General features: G+C 41.5%; 12 protein-coding genes. 4 read left to right on the forward strand and 8 right to left on the reverse strand.

Annotated elements, in window-relative coordinates; genetic code table 11:
- The first annotated feature begins 69 nt into the window (after positions 1–69).
- Entirely contained in the window at positions 70–3,801 is a 3,732-nt protein-coding gene (locus tag CTY48_RS10375) for a DUF5722 domain-containing protein (RefSeq protein ID WP_099468423.1), read from the forward strand.
- Positions 3,802–3,940: 139 nt separating this feature from the next.
- On the opposite strand, the gene CTY48_RS10380 is transcribed toward CTY48_RS10375, so the two are convergent.
- Positions 3,941–4,684: a Sir2 family NAD-dependent protein deacetylase gene (locus CTY48_RS10380; RefSeq protein ID WP_099468424.1), complete on the reverse strand. Its 744-nt coding sequence runs from the start codon at positions 4,682–4,684 to the stop codon at positions 3,941–3,943.
- A 203-nt stretch (positions 4,685–4,887) separates the two neighbouring features.
- Here CTY48_RS10380 and CTY48_RS10385 point away from each other — a divergent pair, with 203 nt between their 5' ends.
- Positions 4,888–5,109, forward strand: coding sequence for a chorion class high-cysteine HCB protein 13 (locus tag CTY48_RS10385; RefSeq protein WP_099468425.1), 222 nt, complete (start codon positions 4,888–4,890; stop codon positions 5,107–5,109).
- Between the two features lie 52 nt (positions 5,110–5,161).
- Here the strand turns inward: CTY48_RS10385 and CTY48_RS19700 are convergent, their stop codons facing one another.
- Positions 5,162–5,308, reverse strand: a complete 147-nt coding sequence (locus CTY48_RS19700) for a hypothetical protein (RefSeq protein WP_180272704.1) — start codon at positions 5,306–5,308, stop codon at positions 5,162–5,164.
- A 125-nt stretch (positions 5,309–5,433) separates the two neighbouring features.
- Here CTY48_RS19700 and CTY48_RS10390 point away from each other — a divergent pair, with 125 nt between their 5' ends.
- Both CTY48_RS10390 and CTY48_RS10395 read left to right on the forward strand, forming a co-directional pair.
- On the forward strand, positions 5,434–5,892 hold the full coding sequence (locus CTY48_RS10390; RefSeq protein WP_099468426.1) for a hypothetical protein: 459 nt from the start codon (positions 5,434–5,436) through the stop codon (positions 5,890–5,892).
- Between the two features lie 12 nt (positions 5,893–5,904).
- A complete protein-coding gene (locus CTY48_RS10395; RefSeq protein ID WP_099468427.1) occupies positions 5,905–6,174 on the forward strand; it encodes a hypothetical protein in 270 nt (89 codons plus the stop codon).
- Positions 6,175–6,178: 4 nt separating this feature from the next.
- Here the strand turns inward: CTY48_RS10395 and CTY48_RS10400 are convergent, their stop codons facing one another.
- The 6 genes from CTY48_RS10400 to CTY48_RS10425 all read right to left on the reverse strand — a co-directional run bounded on the left by CTY48_RS10400 (position 6,179) and on the right by CTY48_RS10425 (position 15,537).
- A complete protein-coding gene (locus tag CTY48_RS10400; protein ID WP_099468428.1) occupies positions 6,179–6,970 on the reverse strand; it encodes a glycyl-radical enzyme activating protein in 792 nt (263 codons plus the stop codon).
- Between the two features lie 11 nt (positions 6,971–6,981).
- Entirely contained in the window at positions 6,982–9,507 is a 2,526-nt protein-coding gene (locus CTY48_RS10405; RefSeq protein WP_331463163.1) for a glycyl radical protein, read from the reverse strand.
- 136 nt (positions 9,508–9,643) lie between these two features.
- A complete protein-coding gene (locus tag CTY48_RS10410) occupies positions 9,644–10,477 on the reverse strand; it encodes an undecaprenyl-diphosphate phosphatase (RefSeq protein ID WP_099468430.1) in 834 nt (277 codons plus the stop codon).
- A 14-nt stretch (positions 10,478–10,491) separates the two neighbouring features.
- Positions 10,492–12,234, reverse strand: coding sequence for an ABC transporter ATP-binding protein (locus CTY48_RS10415; RefSeq protein ID WP_236354881.1), 1,743 nt, complete (start codon positions 12,232–12,234; stop codon positions 10,492–10,494).
- Entirely contained in the window at positions 12,227–13,942 is a 1,716-nt protein-coding gene (locus CTY48_RS10420) for an ABC transporter ATP-binding protein (RefSeq protein WP_099468432.1), read from the reverse strand. The genes CTY48_RS10415 and CTY48_RS10420 overlap by 8 nt, the downstream gene beginning before the upstream one ends.
- A gap of 26 nt (positions 13,943–13,968) precedes the next feature.
- Positions 13,969–15,537, reverse strand: coding sequence for a L,D-transpeptidase family protein (locus tag CTY48_RS10425; RefSeq protein WP_099468433.1), 1,569 nt, complete (start codon positions 15,535–15,537; stop codon positions 13,969–13,971).
- Positions 15,538–15,673: the final 136 nt, after the last annotated feature.

Genomic DNA, 15,673 nt, shown 5'->3' on the forward strand with positions numbered 1-15,673 from the left:
TATGGAAATTATGTGTAAATCATATTATAATTATTTAGATGAATTACAAAATACAACGGGGAGGACACTATGAATAATCTATTTCACAAACCACTTTTTAAGAAACTAATCACCTTGTTATTACTACTCTGCCTTATCGGCGAAGCCGTCATGGTACCAAATCTGTCATCCGTACATGCAGCATCCCTTTCTGAGGCCTCTGATATTTCTGAAAATACGAATTCTTTTGATACCTTAGAGCCATCCGCAGATGATTCTGATTTAAGTTCTGTGCCGGGCACCGGCCTAAACGAGGATAGCCCTTCTCTTACAGAGGAAAATTCCTCCAGCATCACCACCGAAGAAGACAATGCTTCCCTTTCCGACAAAACCGATGCAAGCATTTCTGATACAGATGAAATCCCTGCCATCTCTGATGCCAACGATAGCTCTATCAAAGAAACAGAGGATCAGGCGCTTGAGATTGATGAGGAAACATTCCCAGATGCTATCTTTCGCACTTATGTAACAGAGCATTTTGATATTGACGATAATAACCGATTGTCCGCAAATGAAATTGCACAGGTGGAAAGTCTTGATGTTTCCTATCTCGGAATCAAAGACCTGACAGGGCTTGAATATTTTACCGGCATACTTTATTTATACTGTGCGGGAAATAAGCTCGAAACACTTTCTGTTGATACTTTGACAAGCCTGACAGTTCTTGACTGCTCCTACAATTATCTGACCACTTTAGATCTAAGCAAGTGTACTGCTCTTCTTTCCTTCGAATGCAAGAATAATGCTCTGGCTATTTCTGTTGATGAAGATAATTCTTTTGATTTATCAGCTTTGAAGGATTTTAACCTTGACCTAACTTCTGACTGGTCTGAAAACACAGCAATCGAAGGGAGTACTCTGACCGTTTCTGATACAGACTCCCCTGTCTTAATTACATATCGTTATGCGGTAAGTGCACCGCTCCTTGAGGATGCTTATGTTGATTTTACGCTTGTCTCCTCTGCTGAAATTTCTGACGGCATTGAGATTAATGCAACAAATTTTCCCGACTCTTCGTTTTTGGAATATGTCAGGGAAAGCTTTGACTCGGATGGAGATTCTGTTTTAACACCGGAAGAAGTAAACAGCATTACTTATCTTTACATGCCTCAAAAAAACATTTCGGACCTAAGCGGAATTACTTATTTTCAAAATTTAGTCTATTTAAATTTTGAGGATAATGCCGTTCACACTGCTGATTTAAACTCATTAGTGTTACTGAGAGGGATATATTCCAACAATAATGAATTAGAACAGCTTTCCTGTGAGCAGCTCACTAACCTCACAGAGCTTTATTGCAGCAACAATAAGCTCTATAGCTTGAATTTGAGCGGCTGTATCTCTCTTGCTGTGCTTGAGTGTTCTGACAATGTTTACGAAGTTGAAGCAAGCGGCAATGCCCTTGATTTATCCGCCCTCCCGCTTTTAGATTTATCCAAAACAAGCGACTGGTCTAACGGCACCCTTACCTTGGAAAACACGTTAACTCTGGAAGAAAACACAGAAGAAACCTCCATAACCTACAGCTATCTAAATGAGGCCCCCAATGAGGCTTTACAGGCGGTTACTTTTACCTTGGAAATCACTCCGTCTTCCGACGAAGCAGAAGTTACGCAAGATACCCAAACTCAGGGGAATACCGCTCCCGAAGTTGTTCCTGCCCAAACCTCCGCAAACATTCCTGTCACTTATACAATCTCCTTTAACAGTGACGGGGGAAGCAGTGTTTCCTCACAAACGGTTTCCTCAGGCATCGCTGCAACCTCTCCCAAAGCGCCTTCCAAGTCAGGTTACTTATTTGATAACTGGTATTACGGCAATACGCCATATAATTTTAACACTCCGGTCTCGTCTGATTTAACGCTGACAGCCCGCTGGACCAAGGTAGCTCCTGCAAAACCGACAATTAAGAGTTTAAAGAATTCATCTAAGTCAAAGATGAAAATCACTTTAAAATCCGTAAAAAATATTGCAGGTTACGAAGTGTCCTACAGTACCAACAAAAACGCAAAAACAAAAGCAATTGTTGTTGAAACGGCTAAGACCTCATTTACTGCCGGCAGTCTTGTCAAGGGCAAGACTTATTATGTAAGGGTGCGCAGCTATGCTTTTGATTCGACCGGAAATAAAGTATACAGCAATTATAGTAAAATAAAAAAACTGACAATTAAAAAGGGGCTGTCTGAAGCAAAGGCGACCAGTACATCCGCCACGATAAAAAGCGTCAAGATATCCGGCACAAGCAATGTAAAAATATCAGCGAAAACAAAAGACATAATTAAGAGTAAGGATAACTATTACTACCTGTTTTCCCTTCCTTCCTACACAAAAAAGGTTGCCAAAAATGCAACTCCCCTTGGAAAGGTCGTAAAAAGTACTTCCTTTAACTTTACGACTCCGCTCAATCTCAACGCATCAAACAGCTTGCTCCACTCTAAGTTTGTTATTGCGGTTAAGGTAAGCTCCGGCTATCAGATTATAAGCAAAGGAAAATATATTACAAATCCTCAAAATGTTGCCAATTTTACCTACTCTTTTCCGAAGGCATCCACCAAAAAGGGGCTGCAGATTAATGCCGATATGTTAAATGACGTAAAAGACTTAGGCGTTAAAAATTCAGCTTTTAATATACCGATTGATATGATTATTGCAGCACCGGGCGAAAACAATTATCGCTCCGGTATCGACTACGAATACAACGGAAAAACCTACTGGTTTCGAAAAGGTATGGTCGCTGCCTACGATTCCCTGTTTCGTCAATTGGAGAATCAAGATATTGTTGTGACCGCCATTGTTTTACTTGGCTGGCGAGATGATTTGACCTACCTGATTACCCCTTCGGGCAGAGAAAAGGGGCATAATTACTATGCCTTTAACACTTCATCCAAAGCGGCAAGGGAACAGTTGGAAGCAACCTTCGCATTTCTTGGCGAGCGTTATGCAACCGATGACGGAAACGGAAAAGTGGTAAACTGGATTATTGGAAATGAAGTAAACAGCTTTGATGCATGGAATTATGCAGGCACAAGCAACCTGTCAAAGTATACGCAGATATATGTTGATTCCTATCGCCTCGCTTACACCGCTATCAAAAGCAAGTACAGTAATGCCAGATTGTACGTTTCTTTGGACCAGTGCTGGAATATAAGCAATTCATCTACCTTTAGCGCAAAGGAATTTCTGGCAAAGTTTGATTCTCTTTTAAGCGAGTCCGGAGATATCAGCTGGAACCTTGCATACCACGCTTATCCTTCTCCTTTAACGGACCCTCGGTTCTGGAGAAATGCAAACGGCTTATCAAACAATAATGAGAATTCACCTGTGATTTCCATTTACAACATTTCCGTACTGTCCAAATATATCAAGAAGCATTACGGTAAAAATACAAGAATTATTTTATCGGAGCAGGGCTTTACCTCTGCCTCCCCATACGGTGAAAAGACACAGGCTGCCGCAATGGCATATGCATACTACCTTGCTGAATTCGACTCAATGATTGACGCTTTTATTCTCTCTCGCCACGTCGACAATGTCGTTGAAACCAGAGACGGTTTGAATCTTGGTCTATGGACCAACAGACCGGGCTGGGTTGAGGAGGCATATACAAAAAAATATGCATGGTCCGTATACAAATATATGGACACCCCAAGCTCTGCAAGCGTAACAAAATTTGCACTCAAAATAATCGGTAAAAGCAGTTGGAAAAAAATAATTCCAAATTATAAGGCAAGCAAATTCAAATCCATGCCTAGTGCAAATTAAGTTTTTCTAAAAGGCTGTAACCGTGCATATAAAACGAGCTGTCGCATTTTAACTGCGACAGCTCGTTTTTTACATACTAAGAAATTCCTATGATATTAAAAATATTATGGGCGCAGAGTGTGAACTTTGCTCACACTTTTTAATTTAGTACCAGCAGCCGGTCGACTACCCGAGGGAGTACATCCTCCACCGCTTCATGTATCACATAATCCGCCAGCTTATCCGTATAATGCTTTTCCTTGGTAATTAAAATCAGATTATCACCATTATAATACTGCAAAAACTTTTCTGCTAAAAGTACGTTGATATTACACCCAAGCACAAGCAAGGTGTCTGCATTGCCAATTGCGGTCGCTGCCTCCGTGATAGCCGAATTGGCTATCATTTCCCCAATCAAGGTAACACCGGGACGTATGGTCGCATTACAGCGCTCACAGAGAGGAACCTTTCTGCTGTTTTTGATAAACTCCACCGGATATTTTTTGTGGCATCTTGGACAGGTATTATCGGTAATCGTCCCCAGCATATTTACTACCTTCCTGCAGCCTACCTCCTCCAGTGCACCGTGTACGCTTCTTGTAACCGTACATTTCAGCTTTCCCATATCCTCCAGCTTTGCCAGAGCCTCAAAGCTTTTATTCGGTATGATATCCAACTGCAACATACTATCTTTGTAATATTTGTAAAACAGTTCTGTCCTTGTGTGAAAAAACGTAGAGCTAAATAACTCTTCCGGAGAATATCCATAGCTCATTTCTATTTCATAAGCTTCTTCATCTTCCCTAAAGTTTCTATACCCGTTTTCTTTATACATTCCCAGTCCACACATGCAGACAAGATTACTGCTGCTTCGAATCAAGTTTTCCAATACTTCATAAGACATAAAGCCCCTCCTATCTTTTGTATTACAAAGCAAATCATTATTTTAATACTATTTATTATAGCATATATTTCTTGGAACTTTTCTTTTCAAGAAAGTTTTAATTCTTTTATTATCATTTTTACTTTTATTTTTATTATTTGTGTCAACAAGTACAAACATGGCTACATATTATTAAGTGTAATCAAATTATTGGAGGAAATTAAATGAGTGATTTAGCTGCAACAAACTGCGGATGTAATGACAACAGCGGATGTGGTTCCATTATCTGGATTATCCTACTGCTTTGTCTCTGCGGCGGAAATGGTCTAGGAGGAGGCTTTGGTAATGATGGATGCGGCGGTAATGATAGCTGTCTCTTAATTATCATCTTACTTCTTTGCTGTTCCGGTAATGGCAACAGCGGCTGTGGACGTTCTTTCTGCTAAGTTCCATAATTTCTGATAAAAATGCATTCCGTTCTGGAATGCATTTTTATTGTCAGGACTTTCTCCCTCTATTTAAATTATTACCTCTTGCTCTGCTTTTTCTTTCTTCCATAACTATTCTTTGCCTTTCCATCTTTTTTATGCATTCCTCATCTACTTCATAGATGGTATTTTCTTCAATGACGATCTTATTACCCATCTTGCTTGCCTCCGTTATCATTTTGCTTACGATATAATATATGATTTATTTCTCATTCCTGTCATATTATCCTTTTTATTAGAATATGATTTTTTAGAACCTATTTTAAAAGGGGAGGACAACATATGGCAAATGAAAACACCGGAGCAAGAACAATATTTGACAGTGCGACCCAGTCTCACCAGTTAGAAATTATAAAGGCAGCTATCCCTTACATCAATAATTCTGGACAGCGTGCCATGTCTGTATTCGTAAAAGCTTCTGAGCTGGCGGAAACCGTGTCTCTATTTCAACGACCAGATGCCGGTATCGGCATCACTGCTCAAAGTGAAGGCAGTAAAAACCCAATGGATATGTTAAATGACATCAAAGCTGTCTGCACAGGTAAGGAACAGGAAACCGTTAATATGATTATTAATTATTTCAATGCATTCCAATTATACCGTACCTATCATCGGGATTTTGGCGGCGACAATGTATCACAGCCAAATTCAGGCAATGCATTCCAAAGTATGAAGGAGCTTTTGACACCAGATCAGCAGAAAATGTTTGAAACCTATTCACTTATGTTTAATTCAAAATAATTGGAGGAAAAAATGGACTCAAATCAATGGATGAACAATGATGCCTTTAAAAATATCGATGCACAGAAAATGATGATGCTGCAACAGCTCATGACGCAGGCAAACGGTAAAGGAATGAACGAAATGCTGCCATTTCTCATGGCAGCATCCAGACAATCAAATTCAAACGGTTTAAATTTCACAAAAGAAGAAACACAACTAATCATCGAAGTTCTGAAAAAAGATATGTCACAAGCCGAGCAAGAACGACTTGCAAAAATACTGCCGCTTCTTAACTTCTGATAAATCAGCCTCCAATCTGAACCCTTAAGCCTGTTTTTTCTGCCTCTTCTTTCAGAATCTGCATGCGCTCATTGGTTGGAGGCTCTATATTTTTCAACTCATAATTTCGATCCAAGCCCTCATATTTGTCACTGCCAAGTCTATGATAAGGAAGCAAATGCAGCTCCTCCACTCCCGGCAAAACCTTCGCGTACTCCGCTATTGCCCTTATCTCCTTCGCTGTATCATTAAACGTAGGCACCACCGGCACTCTTATAATCAAATGCTGATCGCTCATCGCAATTCTCATCGCATTTTCCAAAATATGCTTATTCGGCTGCGTGGTAAACTCTTTATGTTTCTCCGTATCCAAATGCTTGATATCCATCAAAAATAAATCAAGATACGGCAGTAATTTCTCAATTTCCTCAAATTCTACAATCGCTGTTGACTCTATGGCTGTATGAAGCCCCCTATCCTTTGCAGCTCGCAAAAGTGCCGCTGAAAATTCCGGCTGTAACAGGCATTCTCCACCTGACAGAGTAAGACCTCCGCCTGAACGGCTGTAGTAATGCGCATCTCGCATTACCTCCTCAAGCACCTCTTCCACCGTTACATCACGCCCAATCAGCTTATCCTGACCCTTCACCTTCATCGTCTCTGCCTCAAAGCTCTGCGACTCAGGATTGCAGCACCATTTACAGCGCAGGGCGCAGCCCTTTAGAAATACAATCGTTCTGATTCCGGGACCATCGTGAATGGAATATCGTTGGATATCAAATATTCTGCCCTTTATCTTTAAATAATCCTGTTGCATAGTTCCTCCAATTAAAAGCCCTGTGTGGTCCGGTTGATGATATCGTCCTGCAAGGACCTTGAAAGTGTCGTAAACAGCGCACTGTATCCCGCAACACGGACTACCAGATTTTTATAATTTTCAGGGTGTGCCTGCGCATCTAAGAGCGTTTCACGGCTCACCACATTAAACTGCATATGCATTCCCTTTTCATCGAAAAATGCTCTTATAAATGAAACAAAGTTTTGAAGTCCCTTTGTCCCGCTAAGTGCTGACGGATGGAACTTTTGATTGAACAATGTTCCGTTTGACGCGATAAAATGGTCAAGCTTTGCAACGGAATTAGCTGCCGCTGTCGGACCCTTTACATCTCTTCCCGCTGCCGGTCCTACACCGTCTGCGATTGGGGTATTTGCCAGTCGTCCATCCGGTGTCGCCCCCGTCTGCGCCCCAAGCGGAACGTTTGCGGATACCGGATATAAACCAGCCTGATACTGTCCACCGCGAGGGTTTTTATAATTCTCAAGCGGCTTTGTATAGGTGTATGCAACATCTCTTGCAAACAAATCCACTTCCTCCACGTCATTTCCATATTTCGGAAGCTCCTCAATCCATGCAAGAAGCGTATCATATTTTTTCTTCGCTTCCTCCGAAACATTGCCGGCAATTACCATCTTATAGATATCGGCAATCTGCTCCTCGTTCACGTTCTGTCCTGCCTTAATAAGTTCCTCTGCAACCTTCTCTGTAATAAATGCAGCCTTATCCTTTGGCATACCCTTTCCAAAGTTATCCTCAATCGCTTTCTTAAACTCTGTAAGCGTCAGTTTTTTCTCCTCAAATACCAGCTTCTTGATTGCCCATAGAGAATCCGTCATATTTGCAATTCCAAATCCCTGTGGTCCGGTGAAATTATAAATAGCTCCACCCTCCTGCAAAGACTTTCCTCTTCTGATACAATCCTCTACCATACTGGACTGAAACGGGAGCGGGCATCTCTGTGCATGGGCTAAATCAATCGCATTGTCTGCATTTACCATAAGCCCGATAAAATACTTCATCTGCTCCTTGTACGCCGTATAAAATTCTTCAAACGTCTTCATCTCTGCAACATCGCCTGTCTGCAGACCGATCTTTTCTCCGTTGTCATAGCCGTTGAAAAATACCATCTCCAGAGGTCTCAGCATATTAAAGAAAGCAGCGTCATGCCAGCCGTCTGTTTTACCTGCCTTCTGCGGCTCCACACAGCCGATAATATTGTACGTTCTCGCATCTTTCAGTGAAACACCACGATTTACGAGTGCGGGGATAATAACCTCATCATTGTAATAAGCCGGAAGTCCGATACCTGTACGGGTGAGCGTCGCTGCCTTTATCATAAATTCATCCGGTGTTCCATTCCACACACGCACAGACAAGGACGGTGCCGGAAGATTCACATGCATGGAAGCCTCAATGCACATAAAGGATAAATCATTGGTAACGTCATTACCTTCTTCGTCCTGACCGCCTGCAATCAGATTCTGGAAAAGGCTGTAGCCCGCAAAGCCCTCCGCAGAGCCTGCGTCACGCACTTTGTTTAAGTCATTTAACTTAACCCAGATGCAGTCCATCAGCTCCTGCGCGAACTCTCTCGTAATTTTGCCTTCCTCGATATCCTTCTTGTAAAAAGGATACATATATTGGTCAAAGCGTCCCGGCGAAATGGAATGTCCGCTTGATTCAACCTGAAGCAAAAGCTGAACAAACCAAAAAGACTGACATGCCTCATAAAAGCTTGTTGCCCCATATTCCGGTACGTTTGCACAGTTTTGTGCAATTGTAATCAGTTCTCTTTTTCTCGTTTTATCCGGGCACTCCTGTGCCATATCAATTGCAAGCTGTGCATATCGCTGCGCATATTTGATTGCAGCCTTGCAGCTCATGATGACAGCTTCCAAAAATCTCGCACGTTTTCCGTAATCGCCATCTCCTACATGAAGCTTGTTCAGTGCCTCCTGCGCCTCGGCTATGATTCCTCTGTAGCCAATTGCCAACACTTTTTCATACTGCACGGTCAGATGTCCGATTCCGTTGTAAAAATAGTTGCCCGTCGTAAATATATTGTGCTCTATCGCCATGAGCGTTTCTTTTTCCATATAGGAAGTTGCAAGCTCGCTTGTTGTCTTTCCCTTCCAGTAACGATATACCTCATGAAGGTCCTGCTTCGTCTCCTCTGAAATATAAAATGGGTCTGCACTTCTTGTCTCCACCGTATCAAATTCCTGTTCCAGCCACTCATAGGAATACTCTGGAAATACCTGACAGCCTCTTGCCGCTTTGCTGTTGCTTCCCACTATCAGCTCGTCCGGTCTTATTGTGATAGGAAGCTCCTCGCAAATAGCGAGAAAAGCCTTTGCGCGCCTTATTATAATCGGCTCACTCTCTGTCTCTTTATAAATCCTTGTAAGGATTATCGCTCTATCTGCCTCAATTTCCGGAAGCTTGGCATATAAATGCTCAATCAGCTTTGGGATTCTTGAACTTTTTTCAATTTCTGATTCATTATATTTTAGCATATCCACCGGCTCCTTTTTACTCTATTGCTTTTATTATATAAAATTCCATTCATAATGTCAACAAAACCACGTTAAAAAACAAAAAGAAACAACACTTTGAAATGTTGTTTCTTTTTGTTTTTGTAAAAAATATAACTTACTGAAATACCCCCATAAAACCGCATGCAATAACAATGGCACCGAGTATAATTCGATAAACTCCAAATGCGGTGAAATCGTGCTTCTTGATATATCCTACCAAAAATTTGATTGCCCAAACGGATACAACAAATGCCGTAACCATGCCAAGAAGCAACGCGACTGCCTCCGTTGCGGAAAAATCAAAACCAAATTTCAATATTTTGATAAAGCTTGCCCCAAACATAACCGGGATTGCTAAATAGAAGGTAAACTCCGTTGCTACCGCCCTTGAGGTTCCAAGCAAAAGTGCTCCGAGAATCGTAGCTCCTGATCTTGAAGTTCCCGGAATAAGTGCAAGCACCTGAAACACTCCGATAATCAATGCTGTCTGATAGGTAACCTCAGACAATCCGATTATTTTAGGTGTTCTCCCTTTGTTCCATTTCTCAATCACAATGAATAAAATACCATAGATAATCAGGGTCATGGAAACCGTCTGATAATTGTAAAACAGTTCATCCAGCTTGTCATCGAATAAAATTCCAATGACCGCTGCCGGTGCACAGGATACAACAATTTTAAACCACAGATTCATAATATCCCAATTAACCCGAACTTCCCCTTCCTCTTTTTTCAAAGGGAATAATTTATTCCAAAACAGGATGACTACCGCCATAATCGCCCCTAGCTGAATTACAACAAAAAACATTTCCTTAAACTCCGGTGTCATATTCATCTGTATAAATTCATCCACTAAAATCATATGTCCGGTACTGCTGATTGGAAGCCATTCTGTAATTCCTTCCACGATTCCAAGTATAATTACCTTGATAATTTCAATAAAATCCATTTTTTTGCTCCTTTTTAGTCAAATTGTGAATCATATAGCTGTCTGTAAAAGCCTCTTTTCTCCATCAAATCCACATGGTTTCCCTGTTCGATAATGTCGCCGTCCTTTACCACAAGAATCTGATCGGCGTTTCGAATGGTAGAGAGACGGTGGGCAATAATAAAACAGGTCTTGTTTTTCATCAGCTTCGCCATCGCATCCTGAATCATTATTTCGGTACGAGTGTCCACGTTGGAGGTTGCCTCATCCAAAATCAAAATATTTGCTTCCAAAAGCATCGCCCTTGCAATTGTAAGCATCTGCTTTTGCCCTTTGGATATATTCGTTCCCTCGTCTGTCAAAATTGTATCATACCCTTTTGGCAGTGACATAATATAATTATGTATATTGGCTGCCTTTGCCGCTTTGATTACTTCCTCTCTTGCCGCTTTTTCATTTCCATAACGAATATTATCATAAATCGTTCCGTGAAACAACCATGTATCCTGCAAAACCATCGCATAAGAACGTCTCAGACTGCTTCTTGTCACGTCATGAATATCTTTCCCGTCAATGGTAATTTCGCCGCCGTTCACATCATAAAACCGCATCAGCAGATTAATCAGTGTGGTCTTTCCTGCCCCTGTAGGGCCGACGATAGCAACTGTTTTGCCCTCTCCGGCACAAAGCGTTAAGTCATGAAAAATCATCTTGTCATCCGTGTAGCCAAATGAAACATTTCTAAGCTCCACTCTTCCCTCTATGCCGTCAATCGGCTTTGCGTCGCTTCTGTCCTCCGGCTCCGGTGCCTCGTCGATAATCTGAAATACCCGTTCTGCCGCTGCCAGTGAGGACTGAAATTCACTTATAATATTTGCCGCTTCATTAATCGGTCCGGAAAACTTTCTGGAATAAAGAATAAAGGAAGAGATACTTCCCAAATTCATACTGCCAAGCAGATAAAAAATCGCCCCAATCACACTGACCAATGTCATAGAGAGGTTGTTGATGCCGTTTACAAGTGGACCCACGATAGACGACTGATAATCAGCCTCATAGTAAGCGTCTACCGCCGCCTTATTTTTCTCGGCAAACTTGTCTGTCGTATTTTTTTCCTGATTATATGCCTTCAATGTCTTAAGCCCTGTCGTCATCTCTTCCGCAAAGCCGTTTAGCTCCCCCATTCTGGCGGAACGCTTCCGAAACAGCGGTCTCGTGACACCGGTGAGCTTCCTTGTTACAAGAATTGAAAGTGGAACGGTAAATAAAAATATAACAACCAGGCTAGGTGATATGACAATCATCATAAGAAAGGAGCCCACCACCATAATAACACTTGAGCAAATTGTCACCAAGTCAGAAGACAAAGATGTATTTACCGTGTCAATATCATAAGAAATCTTACTGATAATATCACCCGTCGGATGAACATCAAAGTAGGACACCGGCACACCCATCAGGCTGTCAAATACATCCTTTCGAAGCTGATAGGATACCTCCTTTCCGATTTGCAGCATAATAAGCGTCAGAAGGTAGGATAAAAGGGAGGAGGCGGTAAAGGTAATCACCATCATAATAACGTAATACAATACCTTTGAAAAATCAACCGCACCCTTTCCCGGCTCAATATAGTTAATCGCATAGCCCGACAGCATGGGAGAAAAAAGTGCCAGTATATTTCCTCCGATTCCCAGCAAAATTGCTAAGGTTAAAAGCCCTTTTGATTTCAGCAGGTATTGAAGCAGTCTCTTTAATGTATGTTTTCTTTTGCTATTCATTTTCATACCCTCCCATCTGTGAGGAATATATCTCTTTATAAATGGAGCAATCCCGTAATAGCTCCTCATGTACGCCATAGCCCGCCATCCTGCCGTCCTGCAGCACAAGGATATGGTCTGCAAAGCGAATAGAACTTATTCTCTGTGCAATGAGTATCGTTGTCGTATCTTTGAAATTCTCTCGAATTTCCTTTCTGAGTGCGGCATCCGTCTTGTAATCCAAGGCACTTGAGGAATCATCCAATATGAGAATTTCGGGCTTTCCTGCCAAAGCTCTTGCAATAAGTACTCTCTGCTTCTGCCCTCCGGAGAGATTTGCGCCCTTTATGCTAACCGACCCCTCAAAGCCGTCTTCCTTATCCTCAATAAATTCCTTGGCTCTGGCATATTCTGCCGCTCTAAGAAGGTCGGAGTTTTCAATTTCACGCCCAATTCGAATATTTTCGTAGATGGACTCATTAAACAGGATATCATTTTGAAATACAATACCAAACCTTTTTCTCAGTTCCTGCAATTCCATTGATTTAATGTTTTCTCCGTCAATGCATATTGTTCCCTGATTCACATCGTAAAACCGCATGAGAAGATTGATAATCGCCGTCTTTCCTGAGCCTGTGGCACCAATGATACCAAGCGTCTCTCCTCTTTTCAAAGAAAAACTGATATCTTCAAGCGTCCGCGTCATATTTTCATAAGCAAAAGATACCCTGTCAAATTCAACATGGTATTCACTGTTTTCCTTTGGCACCTCCTCCTTTACCAGCTCGTCTTCCATATTTAGAATTTCGGTGATACGATTGGCGGATGCCTCTGCCTTTGAGTAGGTAACAAATATCCTGGAAATAAACAGAATTGCATTTAAAATTAATGTAACATAGGTCATAAAAGCAATGATTTTACCCGGTGTGCTAAACCCTGTGTTGACCCGATATGCTCCTGCCAGCAAGACGAGAACCATACCGACATTCAAAAAAAGGTTCATGGATGGATTTAAAATTCCCATCGTCATGCCTGCCTGCTGTTCTTTTTTAACAACCTCTTCGTTTGCAACGCTAAATCTTGTCTTCTCGTATTCTGTCTTAGACAATGCCTTAATTACCCTGATACCGGCACTGTCCTCCCTTACAACCTGAACAAAACGATCAATTTTTCTCTGTAGCTCACGATACATCGGCATTGCCCTTTTATACACCTGTATAATAACCAAGACAATCAACGGCAATACACTCAGCATGACAAGCGTAAGGACAGGATCCAAAGTCAGCGTCAATGCCACACCACCCACAAACATAATTGGTGCTCTGATGCCAAGTCTTTGTCCCATCCCTATCAAACTGTGTACATTGTATGTATCGGTCGTAAGCCTTGCTATGATGGAGGGAAGTGTTACGGTATCAATCTGTGAATTTGATAAATACGCTACTTTTTTAAATAAATCGTTTCGTATCGTCTCCGTAACATCTCTCGCTACTTTCGATGCCCTCCTGTTTGCACTGATATTTAACGCTGCTGCCCCTATTGTACAGATAAGCATAATAACTCCGAACACAAGTATTTTAGATATACTCTTCTGCGGGATTACATAATCAATCATATAGGATAAAACCCACGGCAGTGCCAGCTCAAAGTTTGTTGCAGTTATCTTAATAATAAGCCCTATCAGCATAATTTTATAATACGGTCTGATATACTTTAGTAAGTTTTTCATAAATAATTCCTCTGTTTCCTATGTCCCTAATTTTGCGTCGAATTATTTTGCGTTGTACTGCCAGGGGCACTATTCTGAGTTGTACCATCCTGTGTTGTACCATTTTGTGTGTTACCGTCCTGCGTGGTTGTATCAGTCTGAGGTGTCGTCTCCGTATCGGAAGTCACAGTGTAATTTTCCGTTCCTGGCAGCTCGTATACATACACACCCACGCCTCGTGAAATACCTTCATATATTTTCTGCGCAACGGCAGGCGGCAAATTGATACAGCCATGAGAGCCGCTTCTTAGATAAATATCCTTACCAAAACTGCTGCGCCAAGGGGCATCATGCATTCCGATATTTCCGTTAAAAGGCATCCAGTAGGATACCGGTGTTTCATAGTCTTCGCCTACCAGCGTTGCATCCCTTTGTTTATATTGGATTGGGTAGGTTCCAACCGGAGTTCCATAATTCTTCATGAGGTTTCCGGATACGAAATCCGATTCTACAACGAGTGCCCCATCCTTGTAAAAAAATAAATGCTGTGCAGTCAGATTAATCTCCACATAGGTATCGCCGACATCATCTTTTCCATACTGGCTTGCGGTTTGGAAATAAACAGGCTCCTTAACGCCCTGCATCCCCTCCTTAATTGCCGCCGCAAGCTCTGTAACCTCGCTTGTACGGTCGAGCCACCAGCCGTAATCTCCACCGGATATCTCAATTGTTTTACCATAGGAGGTCTTTAAAGAGCGCACCTGACCAAAGGTGTTATAGGTTTTACCTATATAGTCTACAAATTCCTTCACCTTTGTTTCATCCAATGTAACGTTATAATTCTCGTCCACTGTAATCCATTCATGTATTCTGTCTGCATCTACCACTTCTTTATCCGAATCAAATTCGTATGTAATATTTGCTTTCAGCAGCTGATTCATTGCCTCAACTGTGCTGTTTAGCACCTCCGCATCAACCTCGGCAGCCTCTTTATAAGCTCCCTCCTTCTCAATGGAAACCTCCTCATCCAGAGACATTATTTTTTCTTTCAGTATCTCGTAAAACTCATCTTTTTTCACTACATTTCCCGGCACTGCTTCCGCTACATGATATCCGCCGTTCTCGTACTCCGAAATATGTGCTGCCTGTGGTTCTATTGTATTCTCTTCATTGAAGCACTCCAAATAATTATAAAAGCTTTCCAATAAATCTTCATCATATTGTAACATCGTTCCGATTTCATAGTCGTGATTTGTAAAAATTCCGATTGGCCATAGAAAACCGTTTTGTTTTTCCTTTAGTCTCTCAAGTCCGCCGTCAAAATAAATCTCGAGATTAATATCACTTCCCTTGATTTGTTCGGTCTTATCGTCTCGTTCTTTGATTGTCAGGGTATACTCTCTCACCTGAGTGGAAATTACATCTTTTGCCTTCTCCACCGCCATATTAGAGCAAAGTACTCCGTTAATGGTAGTTCCCGGATAAAATTTCCACGTATAAAAGAGAGAAAACGCCACATAAATCAGAACAACAGAAACACCCGTAACAATTCCTGCATTTCTCTGAAGTATCCTTGTCCTTTTTGCTGTTTTTCGTTTACGTCTTTTTTTGTCCATGCTATTTAACCTGCCTACTATAAATATATGTTATTTTTTATTATATGAATTGCTTGGCAATTCATGCTATATCCCATTTAGGGTTATAATGTCTACCGACATTATATGGAATTGCTCTGCAATTCATGCTGTATCC

This window comes from Konateibacter massiliensis (assembly GCF_900184995.1).
In the GTDB taxonomy this organism is placed as follows: Bacteria; Bacillota; Clostridia; order Lachnospirales; family Lachnospiraceae; genus Lachnotalea; species Lachnotalea massiliensis.

Coding starts and splice junctions, on each gene's coding strand:
- CTY48_RS10425 (WP_099468433.1), bottom strand. CDS start 15,537: ATGGACAAAAAAAGACGTAAACGAAAAACAGCAAAAAGGACAAGGATA.
- CTY48_RS10375 (WP_099468423.1), top strand. CDS start 70: ATGAATAATCTATTTCACAAACCACTTTTTAAGAAACTAATCACCTTG.
- CTY48_RS10405 (WP_331463163.1), bottom strand. CDS start 9,507: ATGCTAAAATATAATGAATCAGAAATTGAAAAAAGTTCAAGAATCCCA.
- CTY48_RS19700 (WP_180272704.1), bottom strand. CDS start 5,308: ATGGGTAATAAGATCGTCATTGAAGAAAATACCATCTATGAAGTAGAT.
- CTY48_RS10415 (WP_236354881.1), bottom strand. CDS start 12,234: ATGAATAGCAAAAGAAAACATACATTAAAGAGACTGCTTCAATACCTG.
- CTY48_RS10385 (WP_099468425.1), top strand. CDS start 4,888: ATGAGTGATTTAGCTGCAACAAACTGCGGATGTAATGACAACAGCGGA.
- CTY48_RS10390 (WP_099468426.1), top strand. CDS start 5,434: ATGGCAAATGAAAACACCGGAGCAAGAACAATATTTGACAGTGCGACC.
- CTY48_RS10380 (WP_099468424.1), bottom strand. CDS start 4,684: ATGTCTTATGAAGTATTGGAAAACTTGATTCGAAGCAGCAGTAATCTT.
- CTY48_RS10420 (WP_099468432.1), bottom strand. CDS start 13,942: ATGAAAAACTTACTAAAGTATATCAGACCGTATTATAAAATTATGCTG.
- CTY48_RS10400 (WP_099468428.1), bottom strand. CDS start 6,970: ATGCAACAGGATTATTTAAAGATAAAGGGCAGAATATTTGATATCCAA.
- CTY48_RS10410 (WP_099468430.1), bottom strand. CDS start 10,477: ATGGATTTTATTGAAATTATCAAGGTAATTATACTTGGAATCGTGGAA.
- CTY48_RS10395 (WP_099468427.1), top strand. CDS start 5,905: ATGGACTCAAATCAATGGATGAACAATGATGCCTTTAAAAATATCGAT.